Annotated in this window: 24 protein-coding genes and 1 tRNA gene; 9 read left to right on the forward strand and 16 right to left on the reverse strand. The window is 57.9% G+C overall.

Annotated elements, in window-relative coordinates; genetic code table 11:
- Positions 1–138 precede the first annotated feature (138 nt).
- The gene (locus tag K5E40_RS01500) at positions 139–1,323 is read left to right on the forward strand and encodes a cyanate transporter (RefSeq protein ID WP_221729424.1); all 1,185 of its coding nucleotides are present in this window, start codon (positions 139–141) and stop codon (positions 1,321–1,323) included.
- Positions 1,324–1,520: 197 nt separating this feature from the next.
- Complete coding sequence (locus tag K5E40_RS01505) at positions 1,521–2,456, forward strand: LysR family transcriptional regulator (protein WP_221729393.1); 936 nt, start codon at positions 1,521–1,523, stop codon at positions 2,454–2,456.
- A gap of 3 nt (positions 2,457–2,459) precedes the next feature.
- On the opposite strand, the gene K5E40_RS01510 is transcribed toward K5E40_RS01505, so the two are convergent.
- The 7 genes from K5E40_RS01510 to K5E40_RS01540 form a co-directional block, all read right to left on the reverse strand.
- A complete protein-coding gene (locus tag K5E40_RS01510) occupies positions 2,460–2,825 on the reverse strand; it encodes a 5-carboxymethyl-2-hydroxymuconate Delta-isomerase (RefSeq protein ID WP_221729394.1) in 366 nt (121 codons plus the stop codon).
- Positions 2,826–2,878: 53 nt separating this feature from the next.
- Positions 2,879–4,087, reverse strand: coding sequence for a low temperature requirement protein A (locus K5E40_RS01515; protein ID WP_221729395.1), 1,209 nt, complete (start codon positions 4,085–4,087; stop codon positions 2,879–2,881).
- Positions 4,088–4,181: 94 nt separating this feature from the next.
- Positions 4,182–5,102: a LysR family transcriptional regulator gene (locus K5E40_RS01520; RefSeq protein WP_221729396.1), complete on the reverse strand. Its 921-nt coding sequence runs from the start codon at positions 5,100–5,102 to the stop codon at positions 4,182–4,184.
- A gap of 71 nt (positions 5,103–5,173) precedes the next feature.
- On the reverse strand, positions 5,174–7,285 hold the full coding sequence (locus K5E40_RS01525; RefSeq protein WP_221729397.1) for a DUF6311 domain-containing protein: 2,112 nt from the start codon (positions 7,283–7,285) through the stop codon (positions 5,174–5,176).
- Positions 7,282–7,668, reverse strand: a complete 387-nt coding sequence (locus tag K5E40_RS01530; protein ID WP_221729398.1) for a GtrA family protein — start codon at positions 7,666–7,668, stop codon at positions 7,282–7,284. Before K5E40_RS01530 ends, K5E40_RS01525 begins: the two co-directional genes overlap by 4 nt.
- Positions 7,665–8,375 carry a bifunctional 2-polyprenyl-6-hydroxyphenol methylase/3-demethylubiquinol 3-O-methyltransferase UbiG gene (locus K5E40_RS01535; protein ID WP_221729399.1) on the reverse strand — a complete coding sequence of 237 codons (711 nt, stop codon included), beginning with the start codon at positions 8,373–8,375 and terminating at the stop codon, positions 7,665–7,667. The genes K5E40_RS01530 and K5E40_RS01535 overlap by 4 nt, the downstream gene beginning before the upstream one ends.
- A gap of 3 nt (positions 8,376–8,378) precedes the next feature.
- On the reverse strand, positions 8,379–9,305 hold the full coding sequence (locus K5E40_RS01540; protein WP_221729400.1) for a glycosyltransferase family 2 protein: 927 nt from the start codon (positions 9,303–9,305) through the stop codon (positions 8,379–8,381).
- A 316-nt stretch (positions 9,306–9,621) separates the two neighbouring features.
- Between K5E40_RS01540 and K5E40_RS01545 the strand changes: the two genes are divergently transcribed.
- The 3 genes from K5E40_RS01545 to K5E40_RS01555 all read left to right on the forward strand — a co-directional run bounded on the left by K5E40_RS01545 (position 9,622) and on the right by K5E40_RS01555 (position 10,750).
- Positions 9,622–9,813 (forward strand): DUF1508 domain-containing protein, encoded by a 192-nt coding sequence (locus K5E40_RS01545; RefSeq protein WP_221729401.1) that lies wholly within the window; start codon positions 9,622–9,624, stop codon positions 9,811–9,813.
- A 151-nt stretch (positions 9,814–9,964) separates the two neighbouring features.
- The gene (locus K5E40_RS01550) at positions 9,965–10,171 is read left to right on the forward strand and encodes a hypothetical protein (protein ID WP_221729402.1); all 207 of its coding nucleotides are present in this window, start codon (positions 9,965–9,967) and stop codon (positions 10,169–10,171) included.
- Positions 10,172–10,396: 225 nt separating this feature from the next.
- Entirely contained in the window at positions 10,397–10,750 is a 354-nt protein-coding gene (locus K5E40_RS01555; protein ID WP_221729403.1) for a DUF3077 domain-containing protein, read from the forward strand.
- Here K5E40_RS01555 and K5E40_RS01560 read toward each other — a convergent pair.
- The 5 genes from K5E40_RS01560 to dapA all read right to left on the reverse strand — a co-directional run bounded on the left by K5E40_RS01560 (position 10,751) and on the right by dapA (position 14,445).
- A tRNA-Ser gene (locus K5E40_RS01560) sits at positions 10,751–10,840 on the reverse strand. It lies immediately after the preceding gene.
- Positions 10,841–10,925: 85 nt separating this feature from the next.
- Positions 10,926–11,639, reverse strand: coding sequence for a phosphoribosylaminoimidazolesuccinocarboxamide synthase (purC, locus tag K5E40_RS01565; protein WP_122608857.1), 714 nt, complete (start codon positions 11,637–11,639; stop codon positions 10,926–10,928).
- A gap of 28 nt (positions 11,640–11,667) precedes the next feature.
- Complete coding sequence (locus K5E40_RS01570; protein WP_007911390.1) at positions 11,668–12,429, reverse strand: MBL fold metallo-hydrolase; 762 nt, start codon at positions 12,427–12,429, stop codon at positions 11,668–11,670.
- A 4-nt stretch (positions 12,430–12,433) separates the two neighbouring features.
- A complete protein-coding gene (gene bamC, locus K5E40_RS01575) occupies positions 12,434–13,549 on the reverse strand; it encodes an outer membrane protein assembly factor BamC (RefSeq protein ID WP_221729404.1) in 1,116 nt (371 codons plus the stop codon).
- A 17-nt stretch (positions 13,550–13,566) separates the two neighbouring features.
- On the reverse strand, positions 13,567–14,445 hold the full coding sequence (gene dapA, locus K5E40_RS01580) for a 4-hydroxy-tetrahydrodipicolinate synthase (protein WP_221729405.1): 879 nt from the start codon (positions 14,443–14,445) through the stop codon (positions 13,567–13,569).
- Between the two features lie 339 nt (positions 14,446–14,784).
- On the opposite strand from dapA, the gene K5E40_RS01585 reads away from it, so the two are divergent.
- On the forward strand, positions 14,785–15,345 hold the full coding sequence (locus K5E40_RS01585; protein WP_016984694.1) for a glycine cleavage system protein R: 561 nt from the start codon (positions 14,785–14,787) through the stop codon (positions 15,343–15,345).
- 10 nt (positions 15,346–15,355) lie between these two features.
- Positions 15,356–15,829 carry a peroxiredoxin gene (locus K5E40_RS01590; protein WP_221729406.1) on the forward strand — a complete coding sequence of 158 codons (474 nt, stop codon included), beginning with the start codon at positions 15,356–15,358 and terminating at the stop codon, positions 15,827–15,829.
- Between the two features lie 139 nt (positions 15,830–15,968).
- On the opposite strand, the gene K5E40_RS01595 is transcribed toward K5E40_RS01590, so the two are convergent.
- A complete protein-coding gene (locus tag K5E40_RS01595; protein WP_221729407.1) occupies positions 15,969–17,039 on the reverse strand; it encodes an AI-2E family transporter in 1,071 nt (356 codons plus the stop codon).
- Between the two features lie 32 nt (positions 17,040–17,071).
- Entirely contained in the window at positions 17,072–17,311 is a 240-nt protein-coding gene (locus K5E40_RS01600; RefSeq protein WP_221729408.1) for a sulfurtransferase TusA family protein, read from the reverse strand.
- 99 nt (positions 17,312–17,410) lie between these two features.
- Between K5E40_RS01600 and K5E40_RS01605 the strand changes: the two genes are divergently transcribed.
- Positions 17,411–18,844, forward strand: a complete 1,434-nt coding sequence (locus K5E40_RS01605) for a M48 family metalloprotease (protein WP_221729409.1) — start codon at positions 17,411–17,413, stop codon at positions 18,842–18,844.
- A 78-nt stretch (positions 18,845–18,922) separates the two neighbouring features.
- On the opposite strand, the gene K5E40_RS01610 is transcribed toward K5E40_RS01605, so the two are convergent.
- Complete coding sequence (locus tag K5E40_RS01610; protein ID WP_221729410.1) at positions 18,923–20,353, reverse strand: DegQ family serine endoprotease; 1,431 nt, start codon at positions 20,351–20,353, stop codon at positions 18,923–18,925.
- A 34-nt stretch (positions 20,354–20,387) separates the two neighbouring features.
- On the opposite strand from K5E40_RS01610, the gene K5E40_RS01615 reads away from it, so the two are divergent.
- On the forward strand, positions 20,388–20,534 hold the full coding sequence (locus K5E40_RS01615; protein ID WP_221729411.1) for a hypothetical protein: 147 nt from the start codon (positions 20,388–20,390) through the stop codon (positions 20,532–20,534).
- Between the two features lie 29 nt (positions 20,535–20,563).
- Here K5E40_RS01615 and K5E40_RS01620 read toward each other — a convergent pair whose 3' ends face one another.
- Positions 20,564–21,529 carry a MucB/RseB C-terminal domain-containing protein gene (locus K5E40_RS01620; protein ID WP_221729412.1) on the reverse strand — a complete coding sequence of 322 codons (966 nt, stop codon included), beginning with the start codon at positions 21,527–21,529 and terminating at the stop codon, positions 20,564–20,566.
- Between the last annotated feature and the right edge of the window lie 5 nt (positions 21,530–21,534).

Below are 21,534 nucleotides of genomic sequence, written 5' to 3' on the forward strand. Positions count from 1 at the left end.
TACCCCTGTGGGCGCGAGCAAGCCCGTTGAGGGGGATTCGCGGTTATCGAATATTTAAATACTGCAGCGGATTTTCTGGTTTGCCCGCACCGAGTGGCCACGCGCCTAATCCTCAGCCCTGATATCAAAGGCCTGACGATGGAAAATATCCGCACCACCTCCCGCCCCGCCGTCGGGCTAATGCTCGCGATCATTCTGGTCGCCCTCAATCTGCGACCGTCGATGGCAGCCGTCGGGCCACTGCTTTCGGCGATTCGCGGCGACATCCCGTTGAGCTTCAGCCTCGCGTCGTTGCTGACCATGTTGCCGGTGATGACCATGGGAATGGCGATGTTTTTCGGTATCGGTATCAGTCAGCGCCTGGGTGAACAGCGCACGGTGCTGCTGTCGCTGCTGATCATTGCTATGGCGACGCTGTCACGACTGTTTATCGACTCGGCTGGCGACCTGATTGTCAGCGCCATGTTGGCGGGCATCGGCATCGCGCTGATTCAGGCGTTGATGCCGGCGCTGATCAAATCGCGCTTCGCCGACAACGTGGCGCTGTGCATGGGCTTGTATGTCACCTCGATCATGGGCGGCGCGGCGATTGCGGCCTCATTCGCGCCACTGGTGAGGGTACAAACCGGTAGCTGGCGCCTGGGCTTGGCCATTTGGGCGGCGCTGGCGCTGCTGGCGTTCGTGTTCTGGTGGTCGCAACGCAGGTCACTGCCAAACACCATGACGGGGGCGGCGAGAAACGAATCGTTTTTCTCCAATGCTCGCGCCTGGTTACTCGCAATCTTCTTCGGTCTGGGAACAGCGTCCTACACCTGTGTACTCGCTTGGCTGGCACCGTACTACGTGGAAAAAGGCTGGAGCGAACAAAACGCAGGGCTGTTGTTAGGTTTTCTGACGGCCATGGAGGTCATTTCCGGACTCATAGTCCCGGCTATCGCTAATCGCAGCCGTGATCGGCGCGTGGTACTGATGGCGCTGCTCGGCCTGATCATCGCCGGTTTCTGCGGGCTGATCCTCATCCCGCAACACCTCAGCCTGCTGTGGCCGTGCCTGTTGGGCCTGGGCATTGGCGGGTTGTTTCCGATGAGCCTGATCGTCGCCCTCGACCACCTCGACAACCCGCAGCGCGCCGGTGGCCTCACCGCATTCGTGCAAGGCATTGGTTATCTGATTGCCGGCCTCTCACCATTACTGGCCGGGATGGTCCGCGATCAACTGGGCAGCTTCGAATGGGCCTGGGGGGCGCTGACGGCCATGATGGTGGTCATGCTGCTGATGGTGTTGCGTTTCGACCCCCGGCATTACCAACGACATATCCGGTGACCGCAAGCACGCAGTAACTGAAGGCTTCTGGCCATGTTTTAGCGCTTTGTCGGACGACGTCGTGTTGCTAAAACTTTCTGTCCCACAACTGTCCGTGAAATATCCTACAGGGCTTTCTCCTGGCACCATCGTTCCGCTAGGATCGTTCGCACACGTTTGCGCGGATTCAGCGCAAGGAGCACAGCGAGACAGAACGGATGCTGAACAGTAACTTGCTTCGAAAGCTCGACATGCAGGATCTCATGGTGTTTATCGCCGTGTATGAGCAGAACAGCGTCACCGATGTATCGGAAACGCTGTTTGTCAGCCAGTCCACCGTCAGTTATTGCCTGAAAAAACTGCGCACCAGTTTCGAAGACGAACTGTTCATCAACACACGCACCGGCATGCGTCCGACCTACAAGGCCTGCACCATGTACGGCCATGTACAGAAGATTCTCGAGAGCATCAATCTGTGCCACGCCGGCGCCCCGGTGTTTGATCCTACCCAGCAAGCGGTCACTTTCAACATCTGTGCCCCGGAATACTTCGAACAACTGATCCTGCCGCGTTTATTGAAGCGCTTCGACTTCAATGATTTGCCGGTGATGGTCAACATGCACAAGTTTGAAACCGATGTGCCAGCGGATGAGCTACGCGACGGCAGCCTCGATCTTGTGATCAGCTTCGGCCCAAACTTCCACCGCAACCACGCTGACCTGAAGTCTCGGATGCTGCTGGAAGATGATTTGGTCTGCGTCTTCGACAAGCGCGCCACGCCACTGGAACCGCGCCTGAGCTTGCAAGCCTTCACCCAACGCCGGCATGTGTTCCCGACACCCTGGACCTCCACCACCAACATGGTCGACGGCTGGCTCGCGCGACAGGCCCAGAAACGCCAGATTGTGGCGCGTTCGAACAGCTACAGTGCCGCGTTGAAATTGATCACCGGCACCGACTTCGTCCTCACCCTGCCCCGACGCATTCAGCGTTTACTGACCAACGAAGCCGTGTTTAACCACTGTGAGGCGCCCAACGGCTTGCCGGGGTTCACGCTCGACATGCAGTGGAGCCAGAACGTCGATCAGGACAGCGCCAACGTCTGGCTCCGCGAGCAGATAATCCAGGTATGCAGCGAGCTGGATGCGGCCTGACGCTTACATGCCAATGGCGGTTTTGCTGTAGCAATCACGGTCGATATCAAGCAGTTCAACGCACAACTGCACCTCAATGTCGGCAGGCCATTCGCAAAGTTCTTGCAACACCGTCAGCAGGCTTTGCGACAGCTGTTTCTTGATCTCCGGCGAACGGCCGCTGAGCAGGGCCAGTTTCACATGCACGAAAGCACGCTGGCCCATGGTGGTGCCAACCTTGAAGGTTTCCACTTTCACCGCACGGCTCTTGATATCGAACTCTGCCGCGAACTGACCGGAACCCACCAAGGTGTTGTTGAGCCGGATCAACGCGACATCAGCGTTCAGTTGCGGCAGGTTGGCGGTGTATTCCATGTGCAGGTGTGGCATCGGGATGCTCCAGTCGGGCGGCAGAAAGGCCGTACATATAACACAGCTGCGCCCTACTCCCTTGAGGCTTTTTCTGACACCACGGGTGACGATGTCTGACGTAGCGCCAAGGTTTCCCAGACAGCGACCACGATCACGATCGTCGTGGTCAGCGCGCCCAGTTGCAACGCTGAAAACCAGTGATTCAACGCCAATGGGAAGGACAGCATCAGCAGAACCAGCCCGGCCAGATGCGACAAAGGGGGCAGCAGCCGGTCGGCCATGACCCATTTGAACAGCGCATTGCCGAGCAAAAACAACCACGGTCCGGCAATGATGGCGAGGATGCCAGCGTCACTGGCGTGATCCGGGTGCACCAGCACCAGCTCATCGGCCACGGCACTGACGATCACCCCGGCAACGATCAGCACATGCAGATAGGTGTAAGCGATCCGCGCCTGGCGCCCAGGATCAGTGGAATGAGCGATGCGATGGTGCGCGCGTTCGGCGCCGCTGTCGAAATACACCCACCACATGGCGATGCTGCCCAGCACCGAGACGAGAAAGGCGAGCAATCCGCCAGCACTCAGCGGTAATTCGGCAAACGTCGCACCGGTCACCAGCAACGACTCACCCAGGGCAATGATCACAAACAAGCCACAGCGCTCGGCCATGTGATTGCCTTCGACGTTCCAGTCGCTCAGCGACGAACGCCCAAGGCCCGGTACCCAGAAATACAGCGACGGCGAAATCAGCTCGATCAACAAAGCCGCCGACCAGCACCACAGGCGTTGCTCTGCCTCGACAAACGCCCCGGCCATCCAGAAAACCCCGGACAGCATCAGCCAGACGAGGATGCGCTGAAAGTTGCGGGTCATGCTCAGCGATTCGCCGCGCACCGCCCAAATGGCAAACAACGTGCGCCCGACCTGCATGAACACAAACGCTGCAGCGAACATCAAGCCGCGTTCGGTGAATGCCTTGGGAATGGCCGATGAGAGCAACAAACCGGCAATCATCAAGCCAAACAACCCGATACGGATCGGTAGTTTTTCCGGGTCGAGCCAATTGGTGATCCAGGACGTGAAGATCCACACCCACCACACTGCGACCATCAGCAACGCTACCTGCACCGCGCCGAGAATCGACAAATGGGCGAGCAAGGAATGCGACAACTGAGTGACGGCGAACACGAACACCAGGTCGAAAAACAGCTCGACCATGCCAACCTTGCCACTGTCGAGACTGCCGCGCCCACGCAACAACGTACGGGTGATGCTCATGGCACAGGTCTCCGCCAGATTCATATTTCACAGCAAAGCAGGCAGACACCCTCCCGGCAAGTTGAACACCGTCCCACAGGGCTATGCCGTGTGTTTACAGCGGTGTCGGGGGCCGCTCGCTCATCAAGGCTTCAAGCCGCGAACGCAACCAGCGCTCCGCCGGGTCGCTGTCGACGTGGCTGAGCCAGACCATCGACAGGTCGAGTGTCGGCGTCTTGAACGGGAACGGTTCCTTGAACAGCAACCCGGAGGTGGCCATGGCGGCGGCGGCGTAATCCGGCAGGCTGGCAATGAGGTCCGTGCCAGCCAACAACGCCGGCAGCGCGCTGTATTGCGGCACCGACAGCACCACCTGACGGGTACGGCCAAGCTCTGCCAGCCACTCGTCGGCGAAACCACTGACGTTGGCGGTGTGGGACACCAGGACGTGGGGACGTGCGCAATATTCATCGAGGGTCAGCGGTGTATCGCAGGCGTCGGCACGCAAGATGCTCGGCTGAATGTGCCGCAACAGTTTGCGTTTGGCGTTGGCCGGCAGGCCACGGGTCTGACTGATACCGACCGTGATGTCGCCGGCGGCCAGCAGATCGGGAATTCGCCAGTAGTCGACGTGTTGCACCACAAACACCACGTTCGGTGCCTCCTGACGCAAAGCGCGCAACGCCGGCGGCAACAGGCCGAATTCGACGTCATCGGACAGACCGATGCGGAACGTCATGGTACTGACCGCAGGATCGAAATCACGGGTCAGGCTCAATGCCACTGACAACGAATCCAGCGCCGGTTTGAGGTGACGGAAGATATCTTCAGCGCGGGCCGTCGGCTCCATGCGGTGCCCGACACGAATGAACAACGGATCGTTGAGCATCGTGCGCAAACGGTTGAGCGCCGAACTGATGGTCGGCTGACCGAGAAACAGCTTCTCCGCCGCCCGGGTCACGTTGCGCTCGAGCATCAAGGTTTCGAAGACCACCATCAGGTTGATGTCGGCCTTGCGTAGTTCATTGCGATTCATTCACTGCCCCCGCTCCCCGGAATACGGGCAGTGTAGAAAGGCCAGGGGTATGCCGTCTACGAATGTCTGAATCAGTTGAGAGTCATCGCCTTCAATCCCAAGGCCAGCAGTCGTTGGTCATGGCCCATACCTAACGCCTGAGGACTGATCGCGTCGGCAAACTGCAATCGTAACCGCAGTAAACCGTCTTCCCTGATACGTTGATGCATGGCCGGCGTCAGCTTCAACTCCAAAGTGTTGCCGTCGTTTTTCTCCAACGTTGTAGTCAATGCCTGAAGACCATTGATTGTGGCCAGGACACCCTGTCTGGTATGGGTCGCAGACACCAGCGCGGTAGCGTCCAGGCGCAGCGTTCGCGCGGTATCAGGGACACGCATGACGATTTCGGCGTCGACCCCGCTGGACCACACCCCCCACGATTCAGCATCCGCCCAGCCTCGGGCGAGAAACACACTGCCCGCCGCACCATAACTGAACTGAACAGTTTGCCCAGGCGAGAACTCGGGAACCAGTTGCGCAGGCGTCTGTTCAACGGACACCTGCAGGCAGCTACCACACTGCTTCCAACCAGGCGCCAGCACGTAGAACCCGTCGATGCGCGCGAACAAATCGTTACGCGTATTGACGGTCGACACCGCCTGCAGCAATGCCCGATCGCTGAGCAGATATAGCGAATCGGCTTCGTATTGCCCGGAGTCAAGCATTTCAGAGGTGTGTCGATCAGCGCGCTGCCATTGATCCTTACCCATGCGCCCAAGATACACGGCGTCGGTTGGCAACCCATGACTGGCTGCGAATGAGGCGACCTTGAGCCATTGCGCTGAGAGGTTTTGCGGCAGGATCCAGCGAATTTTTTTGTAGTGCGCTGCGGCGCTCTGCCAAAAGGGATCCTTAAAAGGTGTAGCCCAATGCGCGGACGGCTCCACCATCAACATCTTGCGCACCAGAGACCATCCACTGCGCGTATCTGCAACCTGAACCACAAGTGCCAATGACAGCAGGCAGATGGCCGTTCGCGGAGGGTTAGCGCGAATCACCAGAAACACGATGACCAGGATAATGGCGTAGTAAACCGGCCAGAACATACGCCCCGAAGCCCGAAAAATGTTAGCAATCGCGATGATATTGTCCGGCAGTGGATAAACAAAATTCAGCCCACCCACCGCGATGTTGTTGGACAGTGCAAACACCGTCAGCCCCACCAGAGCGAGCAGCAGAAAGACATGCCGGCGCAATGCCACACCCAGTCCGGTTTGGCCTTGCAAAACACCCACCAGCCCACAAACAGCCAGCAACAACAACAATCCCAGACCGAGGAAACCGAACCCCTCCGAATCCCCCAGACCATTGGGTAGATCCTTTAGGACATAAGACCAGTTATTGGCATTGAACAACGTCAGCACGTTGGCACGGTACAGGCCAAAACCGTCAGAAACAGCATCGGCGCCATTGACCGAGAAGTAACCGGCCTGCCAGCAACAGAAACTGACCAGCGAGAACAGCAATACCAATTCGGCCGCCGCGTTACGCAGCGTCAGCCTCGACTTGAAGCAGCGCGCGGCCAGATCGGCCAGCCAGATCAACGCCACCATCGCCAGTAGATACGCATGTATCAACGCCGTACAACCCAACAGAACGCCCCAAGCCAAACGTCGGCGCTCATCGTAGGGACGCAGCGCCAGGTACAAGGCAGCGAGAATCACGAAATGCCCGGCTAGCGACAGATGCACCGGCATGCGCACAATCATCGGCGGAGCAAACAGAAACAGCGCTGCGCCCAATGCTCGCAGGGGGATATTCGCCGTGATCAGGCCCAGCAACTTCCACGCGAACCAGGCCTGCAAGACGAAACACGCCAGAAACCAGAAACCGAAATACTGAAAGGTGTCTGGCAACACGCCGTCAAACGGCTTGAAAAAAAACGCCAGCAACGGGTTAGAGTCAGAGAAGATCAAACCGTTGCCCAACTCCAGCCCATAAGTCGGGTTCAGGCCCAGTGGAAAGGTCCACGGCGCATGCCGAAAAAACACCCATCCCAAGTAGTGGGTAGCTGGATCGCCCTGCCCCAGCCATGCAATGTTTTGTGGGTTGAGTGCGCGAGGGCCGACCACAATGAAAAAGGCCAATAACCCGATCAGTACCGGCAGCAATATGACCGCCAAGCGTTTTGCCGAATCCTTCATCGATACGTCCAGAAATTGTGCAATACAAAGGTGAAAGCAGGAACCGTCAACGCTACCGCCCCGATGCCCAGCAAATAGTGCATTCCGGCCATTTGCGCCGCCCAGGCAACAAACATCGCCAGCACAAATCCACCCAACGAAACCAGCAGGAAACGCAGCAACGTTCTGCCATGCAATCGGGCCGAGAAACTCCAGGTGGTATTGATCAGATAGGAAACGACCGTCGCAACGGCAAACGCCACGCCATTGGCAAGGGGTGGCTGAGGGGTGACGAAATTAATGAACATCACCGCGACCAGCGCATGCAGCGCGGTGACAAACACACCGGTCACGGCAAAGCGTATACCGCGCTGGATTAACGCGGACTTTTCGGCTGACGTCACGGTTTTTGCGCCAACACAAAAACGCTCAACCCGGCCAGACGGTTCAGGCCCATCAACGGCAGTTCAAGGCGGCACAGGGTCTTGAGCACTGAGTTCACCAGCGGGTGATGACGTTTGAGTTGTGAGTGTGGTGTCGACGCCTGCGCGCCTTGCGGTAACAAACGCAAGGCTGCCGCAATCGGGAACACCGCGCCGAAATAGTAAGCGCCGCGCTGCACCGTCAGACCAGCATCGCGAGCCAGTGTTTCGAACTGCGCCAAGGTGTAGCGGCGCTTGTGTTCAAGAAAATCATCGTGACCGCTCCAGAGAAACTGGAACGCCGGTACAGTCATCAGGAAACGGCTGCCGGACGGAACTTTGTCGACATACGCCTTGAGCAGACCGAGGTCGTCATCGACATGTTCGAGGACGTCCATCAGCAGCACCAGGTCGGCGTCGATGGTTTCAATGCCGCGCCGGTAATGCACGGGCTTACCGGCGGTGCTCGCGTCGGAATCGGCGGGGTAGCTGATGTCCACGCACCATGCTTCGCGCGCATCGGTGCGGATCAGCAGGTGGTGGGAGAAAAACCCGGAACCGGCGCCCACATCGAGAATCCGTCTGATCGGCGCGTCACCGAGCAACCGCCGGGTGGCGGCCGCTTTGGAGCAGTAATACCAGTGCTCGCCGATACTGTCACCGAGGATGTCGGTTTCCTTGAGATCCATGTTTCAGTCCTTCGGGTCGTAGACGCGACGCACCAGAAAAACCGGCCGGCGTTTGGATTCGATATAAGTGCGGCCCAGGTACTCACCGAGAACGCCGATGCCGATCAATTGCAGGCCGCCGAGGAACGTTACAGCGACCATCAGCGAGGCATAACCGGGCATGTCGACGCCATGTATCAGCGTGCGCAAGACAATGAAAATTGCGAAGGCGAAGGATACGAGAGACACGAAAGCCCCCAGATACGTCCAGATCCGCAGCGGTTCGGTACTGAAACTGGTGATGCCTTCCAAAGCAAAGTTCCACAACCGCCAGCCGTTGAACTTGCTATGCCCGGCCACGCGTTCGGGACGCTCGTAATCGACGTGAGTGGTGCGGAATCCGATCCAGGCGAACAGGCCTTTCATGAAACGTCGGGATTCGGGCAAAGTCAGCAGGGCATCCACCACGCAACGATCCATCAGGCGGAAATCGCCAACCTTCTCGGGCAATGGCTGTTCGGCGATTTTATTGTGCAGGCGATAGAACCAGTGGGCCGACGTCTGCTTGGCCCAGGTGTCACTGTTGCGACTGATGCGGTGACCGAGCACCACTTCGAAGCCCTCTCGCCAACGCTCAATCATGCGCAAAATGACTTCAGGCGGATCCTGCAGATCGGCATCGATCGGCACCACGATCTGCCCGGTAGCCATCTGTAAACCGGCGGACAACGCCGCCTCTTTGCCGAAGTTACGGCTCAGATCGACGATGCGCAGACGCGAATCGCTCTGCTGGCGTTCAAGCAAGCGCTCAAGCGTGGTGTCAGTGCTGCCGTCATTGACGAACACCAGCTCAAGGTCAATCAACGCTTGCGTCTGGAAGACCTCGTTTATACGCAGGAGAAACGTGCCGAGACTGTCCTCCTCGTTAAAAACGGGGACAACCAGCGACAATCTAACCCGAGCGGCCTATTGCGTTCCATGCTCAGTCAAAGGAGTGCTCTTTTTATAGTGATTGTCGGTCGCCGAACGATTTTCGACGCCATGAGCCGTCACGTATTAAGCAGTAGCGTCGAAATCGATGCAAGGACGAAACGGCGACATTCCAGCCAAACCAGAGGTCGATTACTGCGCTCTAGCCCGCCCCCTTCAGAAACATCCGCGAACGATTGGAAACAAATGTCCGATAGCCAAAAAAACCGTCTGCGCTAGGCTTGCGACCATGCGTCAAAAAGGCTGTCGCACAAATAAATCGCATGGAGCGAACTGAATGTATTTCGAGATTTACAGACAATCCAAAGGCACCCCGAGCACCGGCAAAGGGCAATGGCGCTGGAGGCTGCGCGCAGGCAATCACGAGACCATCGCCAGTGGTGAGTCTTATGTGAACAAGGCGGATTGTTTACATGTGATCGAGTTGATCAAAGGAGCAACAGGGGAGACGCCGGTGAAGGAGATTTAACCGCGAGAGTGAATGAGCGACTGCGTCCTACAACCTTTTCCTTTTTTGTTCGAACGACTGGCGGGCCGTTTTTACGTCCCTACGCTCAGTGACGTATGGGGCAATCAGGCCCTGTTTCTCCACATCATTTGAACCCAAAAGGAGCCGCACAATGGCTAGAGACAAAGCGAAAGACGACAAGTACTTCAACTGCACCCAAGAACATGAGGCCGACTACGTCGCCAGCCTCTACCCGGATGCCAAAGAAGAAGTCAAAACCTTCCTGGCTTCGGCATGCCAGGACAACACGCTGCATAACTCGACGCACAAGGAAGTTTATGAGCTGATCAAACAGGAGCTAGGGCACTCGCTGTCGTGAGTGGCTGAGTGCGGGGAGCGGTAGCTCCTGCAAAAATAAAAAGGCCCCGCAGGTTTGATCCTGCGGGGCCCTTCCATGTTCGGTGAAGTAACTCGTCGGCAGAATGCGGCAGCTCCGGAATCGAGGGAGCTGAACAATACAAACAAGCAACCGGTTAAACCCGCTGCGCCTGCACCGCGATACAAGCCTTCTCTGATCACACGTCTCTATGTACGGAGGCGCAAAATGACCGAAACCCCAGAAGAAAAAACCATCGGATTCACCCCGTTCATCTACGACTCAGACAACGCACTGCTCCATGTCAGCGCCGGCGTCCGCGTCAGCGAAGCGCTGTCGCAAGCTTCCGATCTGCCAGGCCTCGCCAAATCCTTCGCAGAAGACGCAGCGTTCATGAGACACACCGACCGTTACGCCTGGGTTGCGTATTACCTGACTGCGATGGGTAAAGCGGTGATTGACGATGTGAAAACCCAAGAAGTCGGCACTCAAAGCCGGAAAATAGCGGTTGGCCGACCTTACTATCCGCCCAGAAACGAAAAAGCCCCGCAGATTTTCATCTACGGGGCTTTCTCTATGTAATGGCGGAGAGATAGGGATTCGAACCCTAGGTACCGGTGAAGGTACAACGGATTTCGAATCCGTCCCATTCGGCCACTCTGGCATCTCTCCAACGGCGCGCATCATAACAACACTTTCGCTGGTTGCGAACCCCCCCTAGCGAAATTTTTTCCGTGCTATCAGATGCTTGCGTCGATTAAAGCGGTACGCCCAGACGATTGGCGACTTCTTCGTAGGCTTCGATGACGTCACCGAGGCCTTGGCGGAAGCGGTCTTTGTCCATCTTCTTCTTGGTGTCCTTGTCCCACAGACGGCAGCCGTCCGGGCTGAACTCGTCACCCAGGACGATGGAGCCGTCGCTGAATACGCCGAATTCAAGCTTGAAGTCGACCAGCAGCAGGCCGGCGTCGTCAAACAGCTTGGTCAGCACTTCGTTGACCTTGAGCGACAGTTCTTTCATGCGAACCAGTTGCTCGGCGGTGCCCCATCCAAATGCGACAACGTGGGATTCGTTGATGAACGGGTCGCCCTTGGCGTCGTCCTTCAGGAACAGTTCGAAGGTGTAAGGGTTGAGCTTCAAGCCCTCTTCGACACCCAGGCGCTTGACCAGGCTACCGGCGGCGTAGTTACGCACGACGCACTCGACCGGGATCATGTCGAGCTTCTTCACCAGGCATTCGTTGTCGCCCAGCAGTTTGTCGAACTGGGTCGGTACGCCGGCCGCTTCGAGCTTTTGCATGATGAAGGCGTTGAACTTGTTGTTCACCATGCCCTTGCGGTCTAGCTGCTCGATACGCTTGCCGTCGAACGCCGAGGTGTCGTTGCGAAACAGCAGGATCAAGCGGTCAGCGTCGTCGGTCTTGTAAACCGATTTGGCTTTGCCGCGGTAGAGTTCTTCACGTTTTTCCATGATGGGCTCCGCTTGCTAAGTAGGTGGGCTAGGCGATGTGACGCCAGTCGAGCCCTGAATCTTGATCGGCCAGTTGCAGCCAGTCCGGGTCGCACCCGAGGGTGTCGACAAAACATTGCCGGGCCAGCTGCGGCAAATTGTTCTTGCTGCTCAGATGGGCCAGAACCAGGTGTTGCAAACCCTGCCAGCCCAACTCGGACACCAGGAATGCCGCCTGGTGGTTGTTCAAATGTCCCAACTCGCCGCCCACCCGTTGCTTGAGAAAGTACGGGTAGTGACCACGAGCCAGCATATCGCGGCAATGATTGGACTCGATCATCAACGCATCGAGGTCCCGATAACCGTCAAGCACCCGCTCGCAGTAGGAACCCAGGTCGGTCAGCAGGCCGAAGCGCCGCTGCTCGTGATCACTGAAGACATACTGGGTCGGTTCCTGCGCATCATGGGCCACGGCAATGACCCCGATGTTCAGTGCACCGATCTGCAGTTGCTCGCCGCCGGCCAGAAAGCCTGCGGGTTCAATCGGTTTGCGCATCCCGCGCAGTGTGCCGCGACTGAGGTAGACCGGTAGATTGTAGCGCCGAGACAGCAAACCCACGCCATGCACGTGGTCGGCATGTTCGTGGGTTACGAGTATCGCGCTCAGTTGCGCCGGGTTCACACCCAGGCGCAACAGGCGTTTTTCGGTTTCCCGCAGGGAAAAACCACAATCCACCAGCACATACGTATCAGCACTGGCGATCAGCGTGCCGTTCCCTTGGCTACCGCTGCCGAGAACGGCAAAACGCATGTGATCAGCCCAGATTGTCCTGAATCACGCTCAACACTTTGCGCGCTACGTCAGCCGGTGCGACGGTGTTGATGTTTTTCTCGACGGTGACCTGAATGTTCTCGCCAACCTTGCTCAGGCGAACCTGATAACGCTCGGCACGGGCTTCAATTTCTTCCTTGCTCGGCGCACTGCCGAACAGGCTGCTGAAGAAACCAGGCTTGTCGTCTTTCTTCTCGGCTTTTTCGGCCAGGTTGATGTAGTACAGGCCCAGGCTGCGGTTGATGTCTTCAACACGCCATTCGCCCTGCTCCAGCGCACGGCCAACGCTGGCCCATGCACGGTTCAGATCGGTCCCGACGTTCAACACCGGGTTACCGCTGCCATCTTCGCTGAGGCTGACGCGGCTTGGCGTATCGAAATCACGCGAAGCGAGCATCGACACCGAACCGCCCTTTTCGGCAGTGCGGCTCATGCTCGCGAGCATGTCGTCGACCAGCGCTGCGTCCAGGCCAGTGTTGACCGAACGATTGGTGAAGGCTACGTCTGCAGTACTGCCGGCAGGCCGCTCGGCACTGACCACATAGATTTCACTGGTATTGCGCTGCACACCCGGCTCGACACGCACACGAACGCGGGTTTCGCTGTCGGCGCCGACGCCAGATGCGCTCAGGCGCTTGGCCATGGCAGCGGACAGTTCATCGGAGTGCTGCCAAGTGGTGGTGAATTCGCCCGTTTGCGGGCGCTGTTCATCCAGACGGAAACCGTTGTCCTCGAAGAACTGCACGGCCACTGGCCAGACTTCGGCCGGTGGATGCTGCCCCATGACCCAACGCGAATCGCCGCTTTTCTGCAGCGAATAATCGCTGGCATCGGCGATGGCCGACAACGGCTGAGGACGTGGAACAACGTACTCACCCTTGGCGGTATCGTCAGCGACGTTGCGCGGGATCGGCAACAGCGGATCCAGACGTTTGGAGGTACTGACATCCGATGGCAGTTGCATCGGTGCAGTCTGTTGCGCTTGCAGGTAATCGCTACCACGGTCGCGGAAATAACCTTCCGGCCCCCAGACCCATCCGCAGCCGCTGGTGCTGGAGATAATCAAGGCAAGTGCGGAAAGTCCGGCCATTCGCTTCATGCGTTGTACTTCCTCAATTAAACCAGGACGCTGCACTGGCGCAGGGCCGTGCGAAGCGTTTCATGACAAGGTGCGCTCAGCCACGTCAGCGGCAGGCGGATGCCTTCGTGCATCAGGCCCATTTCAACCAAAGCCCACTTCACCGGAATCGGGTTGGCTTCGATGAACAGGTCTTTGTGCAGAGGCATCAGTTTTTCGTTGATGGCCCGTGCGGTATCGGCGTCGCCCTTGAGCGCGGCCTCGCACAGATCCGCCATTTCGCGTGGAGCGACGTTGGCGGTAACAGAGATATTGCCTTTGCCACCCAGCAGGATCAGCTCGACCGCGGTCGGATCATCGCCCGACAGCACGATGAAGTCCTTGCTCACGCTATCGATGATCGCTTTGGCACGCGTCAGGTCGCCGGTGGCTTCCTTGATGCCGATGATGTTCGGCACGGTGGACAGGCGAATCACGGTCTCGGCCTGCATGTCGCAAGACGTACGACCAGGAACGTTGTAGAGAATCTGCGGGATGTCGACCGCTTCGGCGATGTGTTTGAAGTGCTGGTACAGACCTTCCTGAGTCGGCTTGTTGTAGTACGGGACTACCAGCAGGCAGGCATCGGCGCCGGCGGCTTTGGCGTTGCGGGTCAGTTCGACGGCTTCGCGGGTCGAGTTGGCGCCGGTGCCGGCGATGACCGGAATGCGGCCAGCAACCTGTTTGACCACGGCTTTGATCACGGCGATGTGTTCTTCTACATCAAGGGTTGCCGACTCGCCGGTAGTACCGACCGCGACAATGGCATGGGTGCCGTTCTTGAGGTGGAAGTCCACGAGTTTGCTGAGGCTGTCCCAGTCAAGACGCCCTTGTGCATCCATGGGAGTGACCAGTGCCACCATACTGCCCGCAATCATGAAACCGCTCCTGCCGGAAAAAGAGAGCGGTAATGGTACTGGCGCCAAGATGCTTGCACAAGCGAAGTACTGCGCTGCCGCCATTCCCCTTGGCGTCGGTTTTCGCTACCCTTCAGACTTTGATCGGTACAGATCAGCTTGTACGCCGGGTTACAGCCTCCCTTTTCGGCCTCCCAAACCCCGTTCCTGCGTCGCATCGACGCGCTCCCGCTATAGTGGAGCGAGCCGCGAGCGCTTTGCCGGGGCTTTTTGAACGGACAGCCTGAATGGGCACACAGGCACCTCCCGGCGGCCAACGACCGTAAACCTACCGACCGCTCATCGCTTTAGGAATGCTGCATGTCCACCCCCACAGTTCGCGAACAATTCCTTGTCATCAGTGCCCTCGGCGCCAACCCCATGGAGCTGACTAACGTCCTGTGCCGCGCCAGCCATGAAAATCGCTGCGCGGTGGTTACTTCACGCCTGACCCGCCACGGCGAGTGCAGCGCGCTGATCCTTGAGATCTCTGGCAGCTGGGACGCCCTCGCGCGTCTGGAAGGCAGCCTGTCGGGCCTCGCCAAGAAGCACGCTTTCACCGTCAACGTGGTGCGTAGCGCGGCGCTGGAAAATCGCCCGCAGGCACTGCCGTACGTGGCTTATGTCAGCTCGGCGTATCGCCCGGACATCATCAATGAGCTGTGCCAGTTCTTCATGGATCACAACGTCGAACTGGAAAACCTGACCTGTGACACGTATCAGGCACCGCAAACCGGCGGCACCATGCTCAATGCTACATTTACCGTGACCCTGCCGGCCGGCACACAGATCAGTTGGCTGCGTGACCAGTTCCTGGATTTCGCCGATGCGATGAACCTCGACGCACTGATCGAGCCTTGGCGCCCACAGAACCCAATGTAAGGAAACTTTCATGGCCGTTGTCATCGACCAACCCGTAGCGGATTTCGAAGCACCTGCCACCAGCGGGCAAACCGTCAGCCTCTCTGCCCTGAAGGGCAAGCAAGTGGTGATCTACTTCTATCCGAAGGACAGCACCCCGGGCTGCACCACCGAAGGTCAGGGCTTTCGTGATCAGTACGCGGCGTTCCAGGCTGCCAACACGGAAATCTTCGGTATTTCCCGCGACAGCCTGAAGTCCCACGAGAACTTCAAGTGCAAGCAGGAATTTCCGTTCGAGCTGATCAGCGACAAGGACGAAGCCGTCTGCCAACTGTTCGACGTGATCAAGCTGAAGAAGCTGTACGGCAAGGAATACCTGGGCGTTGATCGCAGCACTTTCCTCATTGATAAGGACGGTGTACTGCGTCAGGAATGGCGCGGCGTGAAAGTACCGGGCCATGTGGATGCGGTGCTGGTTGCTGCCCAGAATCTGAACAAGGCCTGATGTTGTTGCGTCGTTTTCACTGACGCCTTTGCGAGCAAGCCCGCTCCCACATAGGAACTGTGGCATTCACAGATCCAGTGTGGGAGCGGGCTTACTCGCGAATGGGCCTTGAGCCGCACCGAACAATACCGATCAGCCACTAAAGCAATGGCGCCACCGCCGGCTCCTTGCGTGGCCACGCATCCAGCACGGCCTTGAACAGCGTCGCCAGGGGAATCGCGAAGAACACTCCCCAAAATCCCCACAGCCCACCAAACAACAGCACCGCGCAGATGATTGCCACCGGGTGCAGATTGACCGCTTCGGAAAACAGCAACGGCACCAGCACATTGCCGTCCAGTGTCTGGATGATGCCGTAAACCGCCATCAAATAGATGAACTGATCGCTCCAGCCCCACTGGAACAGCGCAATCAGCAGCACGGGCACCGTCACCACCACCGCTCCGACATACGGCACCACCACCGAAACGCCGACCAGCAAGGCCAACAGCGCCGCATAGTTGAGGCCCAGCGCGACAAAAGCGATGTAGGTAACGCCGCCGCAAATCACAATCTCGATGACTTTGCCGCGAATGTAATTAGCGATCTGTCGGTTCATCTCCTGCGCGACCCGGGTGATCAGCGCCCGTTCGCGAGGCAAATAGCCGCGCACCCACTCGCCGATCATTGCCCGATCCTTGAGGAAGAAGAACACCAGGATCGGCACCAGCACCAGGTAGATCATGATGTTCACCAGCAACGGCAAACTCGACAGCGAGAACGTCAGCGCCAACTGGCCGAATTTGCCAATCTCGCCGCGCGCCACTTCGATGGCCTGCAACACTTGTTCGTCGGACACCAGATGCGGATAGCGCTCCGGCAGCAACAAAAGCAGCGATTGCCACTTGGCGAGCATGCCCGGCAGCTCGTTGAACAGCGTGATCAACTGATGCCACAGCAGCGGCAACACCACAACGATGAAGAGCATCAATACGCCCATGAACAGCGCAAACACCAACCCCACCGCCGCTCCGCCCGGCATGCGCAGACGCTCCAGCGTGACCACCAGGCCCTGCATCAGATACGCCAGCACCATCCCCGCCAATACAGGCGCAAGCATGCCGCCGAGGGTGAGCACCGCAGTAAAGGCCAGCACCAACAGCACCGCCAACACCACGGCTTCTTCGTCAGAGAAGTAACGCTGAATCCAGTCGCGTAACACTTTGAACATCAATAATCCTTAAGTCTTTTACGCTGTCAGGTTCAGGCCTTTTTCAACCAGTAACGATAGACGCCCGATTCGTCTTCTTCACGCAGCAGCGTATGACCGGCCAATTTGGCAAAGGTGCGGAAATCGCGCTGCGAGCCCGCATCCGTGGCGATCACCTTGAGCACCGCACCGCTGGACAACTTGTTCAGTTCCATTTTTGCCTTGAGCAACGGCAACGGACAATTCAGGCCGCTGGCGTCCAGTTCCACATCATGGGCTACAGCGTCAGTCATTGCGTCACTCCGGATCAGGTCAGTCGAGCGACCTAGAATATCTGGTCGCAGGCCTGGTGTCCGGCTACAGTAAGGTCTTTGTCTTCTAAGGCTTTGTGCATGACTTTTCTGCGCCCTACCCTGCTGACGCTCGCTTGCCTGCTCGCCTCACCGGGCTTTGCCGACGATCTGCCGTCACTCGGCGACGCCAGCTCTGCCATTGTCTCGCCACAACAGGAATACCAACTCGGTCGCGCCTGGCTGGCCATGTTGCGCAGTCAGGTTTCACAGCTCAACGATCCACAACTCAAGGACTACGTTGAATCGAGCGTTTACAAGCTTGTGGAGACCAGCCAGGTTACTGACCGGCGCCTTGAATTCATCCTGATCAACAGCCCGCAGCTCAACGCTTTTGCGGCACCTGGCGGCGTGGTCGGGGTCAACGGTGGATTGTTCCTCAATGCGCAGACCGAGGGCGAATACGCGTCGGTACTGGCACACGAACTGGCTCACTTGTCGCAACGCCACTTCGCCCGCGGTGTCGAGGCGTCACAGCGGATGCAGGTGCCGATGATGGCCGCGCTGCTGGCCGGGATCGTGATTGCCGCGGCCGGTGGCGGTGACGCCGGCATTGCAACCATCGCGGGCACTCAGGCTGCTGCGATTCAGTCGCAACGGACCTTCTCCCGCCAGAACGAACAGGAAGCCGACCGTATCGGCATCCTCAATCTGGAGAAGGCCGGGTACGATCCGCGCTCGATGCCGAACATGTTCGAGCGCTTGATGCGCCAGTATCGTTTCGATGCCAAGCCACCAGAATTCCTGTTGACCCACCCGGTTACCGAATCGCGGATCGCCGACACCCGCAACCGTGCCGAACAGGCCAAGCCCGGCGGCATCGAAGACTCCATGCGCTATCAGTTGATTCGCGCCCGCGTCCAACTGATCTACGAGGGAACCCCGGGGTTAGGCGCCAAGCGCTTTCGCGCACAACTGGACGAGAATCCGAAAAACGATGTGGCGCGCTATGGTCTGGCAATCGCGCAGATAAAGGGTGGCCAGTTGAATGAAGCCCGGGAGAACCTCAAGCAATTGCTGGCCAAGTCGCCAAACGAGATCATCTACAACCTTGCTCAGGTCGACCTGGACATCACCAACAATCGCCTGCCCGATGCACAGTCGCGGGTTGACCGCATGCTTACGCAGTATCCTGGCAACTATCCACTGAACCAGGTTCGTGTCGATCTGCTGCTCAAACAGAATCGCGCCGCCGATGCCGAGAAGGCGCTGGAAGGCTTGCTCAAATCACGCCCGAATGATCCGGACGTCTGGTATCAGGTTGCCGAAACCCGTGGTTTGTCAGGCAATATCATCGGCCTGCACCAGGCACGCGCCGAGTATTTCGCGCTGGTCGGCGATTACCGTCAGGCGATCCAGCAGCTCGATTTTGCCAAACGCAAGGCGGGCAGCAACTTCCCGCTGTCCGCGCGCATTGACGCACGCCAACGCGAGTTGATGGAGCAGGAACGCATGGTCAAGGACATGATGGGCTGAGTCATACCACCGATATAAAAGCTTCAGATATAAAAAAACCGCCTCTTTCGAGGCGGTTTTTTTTAACCGTCAGCCTGCTTATTCAGCCAGTTTGAAGGTAATGAAGCTCGCGCGACCTTGACGCAGAACACGCATCGACACCGAGCGATTCTTCGGTAGCGCCTTGGCGATCTCGGCGAACTCCTTGGTGGAGCCGATGGCCTGGTTGTTCAGGTGAGTGATGACATCACCTGGTTGCAGACCGATCAACGCCGCAGGACCGTCCTGCACTTCCTTGATGACCACTCCCCCTTTGAGGTCGTAGGTTTTCTTCTGCTCAGCGGTCAGTTCGCCCACCGACACACCGAGGCGGTTGCTGCTGGTTTCAGTTCCGGACTTCGGCAGAACATCCAGATCTTTGTCTTCGTCAGGAATAGCACCGACTGTCAGCTCGACATTCTTGCGCTTGCCGTCACGGATCACTTCCAGATTGGCCTTGGCACCCGCTTTCAGTGCACCAACCAGATGCGGCAGGTCAGCGGACATGACGATCGGTTGACCATTCATGCTGAGGATCACGTCGCCTACTTGCAGACCGCCCTTGGCCGCCGGACCGTCATCCTGGATCTGTGCAACCAGCGCACCGGCCGGTTTATCAAGACCGAACGACTCGGCCAGATCCTTGTTCACTTCTTGAATGACCACGCCCAGCCAGCCGCGGCTGACCTTGCCACCGCTCTTCAACTGGTTCGACACATCCATTGCCACATCGATAGGGATCGCGAACGACACACCCATGAAGCCGCCGGAACGGGTATAGATCTGCGAGTTGATCCCGACCACTTCACCGTTCAGGTTGAACAGTGGGCCACCGGAGTTGCCCGGGTTGATCGGCACGTCAGTCTGGATGAACGGCACGTAGTTCTCGTTCGGCAGACTACGACCCACGGCGCTGACGATGCCTTGGGTCACCGTATGGTCAAAGCCGAAAGGCGATCCGATTGCCACCACCCATTGCCCGGCTTTCAAATCCTGGGACTTGCCGAGCTTGAGCACCGGCAGATCCTTGCCTTCGATTTTCAGCAGGGCCACGTCGGAACGCGGGTCAGTGCCGACCAGCTTGGCTTTCATTTCGCTGCGATCAGCCAGGCGTACGAGAATTTCGTCAGCATCGGCAATCACATGGTTGTTGGTCAGGATATAGCCATCTGGAGAGATGATGAACCCCGAACCCAGCGATTGCGCTTCACGCTGGCGACCACCGCCCGGAGAACGCTGCTGAGGCGGCATGCCGCGTTCGAAGAACTCACGCAGCATTGGTGGCAGGCCTTCGAGATCAGGCATCTGCTGGTTCACTTTGCGATCCGGCAATTTCTGGGTGGTACTGATGTTCACCACGGCCGGCGAAGCTTGTTCGACCAGTTGCGTAAAGTCAGGCAGATCGGCTGCTTGCGCAGCAGGAATGGCCTGACCGAGCAACAGCACGGTGGCGAAAATGGAGAGATAAGACTTCAAGCTAGGTATCGACATACAGCTCCCGTTACGACGAGCAGGTTTAAGCGATATGGAACAAGGAACACCGGAAACCACACACCGGTATTTTTCTTCCAGGAAAAACAAACAAGGCCAGAGCCGTGAGGCTCTGACCTATAAAAAATTTCCGGGTGATTTGCAAATGAAAATGCTCAACAAACATTTCATCTCCGTCTGAACGAAGAAAGGGTAATGACTGAAATCAGCTCACTGCTTGCTGGTTGCTGGGGCATCGGTATTACGCATCGAAAGAGCAATTCGTTCGGCAGTGCCGATTGGAATCTCACCCACCACGGTGACCATGATCTCGCCTTCCGGCGTGGTCAACCGACGGGATACGGCGACAGTCGGGCCCAGTTGGGTGCGAGTATCAGTAACGGTAGCGCCATTCAATGGCTCAAGGAAAACCGAGAAGCGCGCCAAGCCATCGTCATACATCAGGCTGGTGACCTGCGCCTTGGTTTCGGGATCTTTGTGCGAGGCGCTGCTGGTCAGTTCGAAGCCTGGGGGCAACCACACTGAATGCCAGACCTGAGCCGTTTTCACGGCAGAAGCCTTGTCGCTGTCGAGCTTGACTGGCTTGCAGTCGGCGTCGGCCAGCAGGTCTTTATCAGAGGGCACATCGTCGGTATCGAGGCTGGTGAACTGGAAGCGTTCGAGCAACTGCCCTTTGTCATTGAGCAACAATGACTTGAGCGGCAGCCCGGTCTGCTTGTCCAGATGCAACTCAAACCCGTAACGATGCTGGTCACGAGGCGTGAGCGATACGATCACTGCGTCTCGCCCCGCCACGCGCGATTTGCCAATGACGGCAAGGTCATACCAGTTTTTAAGCTTTTGCGGATCGAGAGGACGAGCGGCGGAGTTGGGAGTATCCCCCAGCCCGGCAATCAGGGTGCCGCTGACGCATTGAGTATGTCCATCAATGCGCACGACTTCCTGCGCAGAACCGTCGAGCTGAAGTAAACGCTCGCGAACCTGGCCATTCTGGACGCGATGCCAGATGTTATGGGTAGAAAAACTACCGTTACGCTCGTAAACGAATGTGCCTTTAAAGCTTTGCTGCTGTTCGGCTTGGCCCAGACGGGTCAACCAGTCCTGGGCCTCGTCGGCGTGGGCTGGAAGAACAAACCAGCCACTGAGCAGAAGCGAGAGTAGAGGTATGGCGCGCATGATCC

The sequence above is a fragment of the Pseudomonas baetica genome (assembly GCF_019733355.1).
Classification (GTDB): Bacteria; Pseudomonadota; Gammaproteobacteria; order Pseudomonadales; family Pseudomonadaceae; genus Aquipseudomonas; species Aquipseudomonas baetica_A.

Coding starts and splice junctions, on each gene's coding strand:
- K5E40_RS01545 (WP_221729401.1), top strand. CDS start 9,622: ATGTATTTCGAGATTTACAGACAATCCAAAGGCACCCCGAGCACCGGC.
- K5E40_RS01500 (WP_221729424.1), top strand. CDS start 139: ATGGAAAATATCCGCACCACCTCCCGCCCCGCCGTCGGGCTAATGCTC.
- K5E40_RS01585 (WP_016984694.1), top strand. CDS start 14,785: ATGTCCACCCCCACAGTTCGCGAACAATTCCTTGTCATCAGTGCCCTC.
- dapA (WP_221729405.1), bottom strand. CDS start 14,445: ATGATTGCGGGCAGTATGGTGGCACTGGTCACTCCCATGGATGCACAA.
- K5E40_RS01550 (WP_221729402.1), top strand. CDS start 9,965: ATGGCTAGAGACAAAGCGAAAGACGACAAGTACTTCAACTGCACCCAA.
- bamC (WP_221729404.1), bottom strand. CDS start 13,549: ATGAAGCGAATGGCCGGACTTTCCGCACTTGCCTTGATTATCTCCAGC.
- K5E40_RS01600 (WP_221729408.1), bottom strand. CDS start 17,311: ATGACTGACGCTGTAGCCCATGATGTGGAACTGGACGCCAGCGGCCTG.
- K5E40_RS01505 (WP_221729393.1), top strand. CDS start 1,521: ATGCTGAACAGTAACTTGCTTCGAAAGCTCGACATGCAGGATCTCATG.
- K5E40_RS01590 (WP_221729406.1), top strand. CDS start 15,356: ATGGCCGTTGTCATCGACCAACCCGTAGCGGATTTCGAAGCACCTGCC.
- K5E40_RS01605 (WP_221729409.1), top strand. CDS start 17,411: ATGACTTTTCTGCGCCCTACCCTGCTGACGCTCGCTTGCCTGCTCGCC.
- K5E40_RS01525 (WP_221729397.1), bottom strand. CDS start 7,285: ATGAAGGATTCGGCAAAACGCTTGGCGGTCATATTGCTGCCGGTACTG.
- K5E40_RS01615 (WP_221729411.1), top strand. CDS start 20,388: ATGGAACAAGGAACACCGGAAACCACACACCGGTATTTTTCTTCCAGG.
- K5E40_RS01510 (WP_221729394.1), bottom strand. CDS start 2,825: ATGCCACACCTGCACATGGAATACACCGCCAACCTGCCGCAACTGAAC.
- K5E40_RS01520 (WP_221729396.1), bottom strand. CDS start 5,102: ATGAATCGCAATGAACTACGCAAGGCCGACATCAACCTGATGGTGGTC.
- K5E40_RS01620 (WP_221729412.1), bottom strand. CDS start 21,529: ATGCGCGCCATACCTCTACTCTCGCTTCTGCTCAGTGGCTGGTTTGTT.
- K5E40_RS01610 (WP_221729410.1), bottom strand. CDS start 20,353: ATGTCGATACCTAGCTTGAAGTCTTATCTCTCCATTTTCGCCACCGTG.
- K5E40_RS01555 (WP_221729403.1), top strand. CDS start 10,397: ATGACCGAAACCCCAGAAGAAAAAACCATCGGATTCACCCCGTTCATC.
- K5E40_RS01595 (WP_221729407.1), bottom strand. CDS start 17,039: ATGTTCAAAGTGTTACGCGACTGGATTCAGCGTTACTTCTCTGACGAA.
- K5E40_RS01535 (WP_221729399.1), bottom strand. CDS start 8,375: ATGGATCTCAAGGAAACCGACATCCTCGGTGACAGTATCGGCGAGCAC.
- K5E40_RS01515 (WP_221729395.1), bottom strand. CDS start 4,087: ATGAGCATCACCCGTACGTTGTTGCGTGGGCGCGGCAGTCTCGACAGT.
- K5E40_RS01570 (WP_007911390.1), bottom strand. CDS start 12,429: ATGCGTTTTGCCGTTCTCGGCAGCGGTAGCCAAGGGAACGGCACGCTG.
- purC (WP_122608857.1), bottom strand. CDS start 11,639: ATGGAAAAACGTGAAGAACTCTACCGCGGCAAAGCCAAATCGGTTTAC.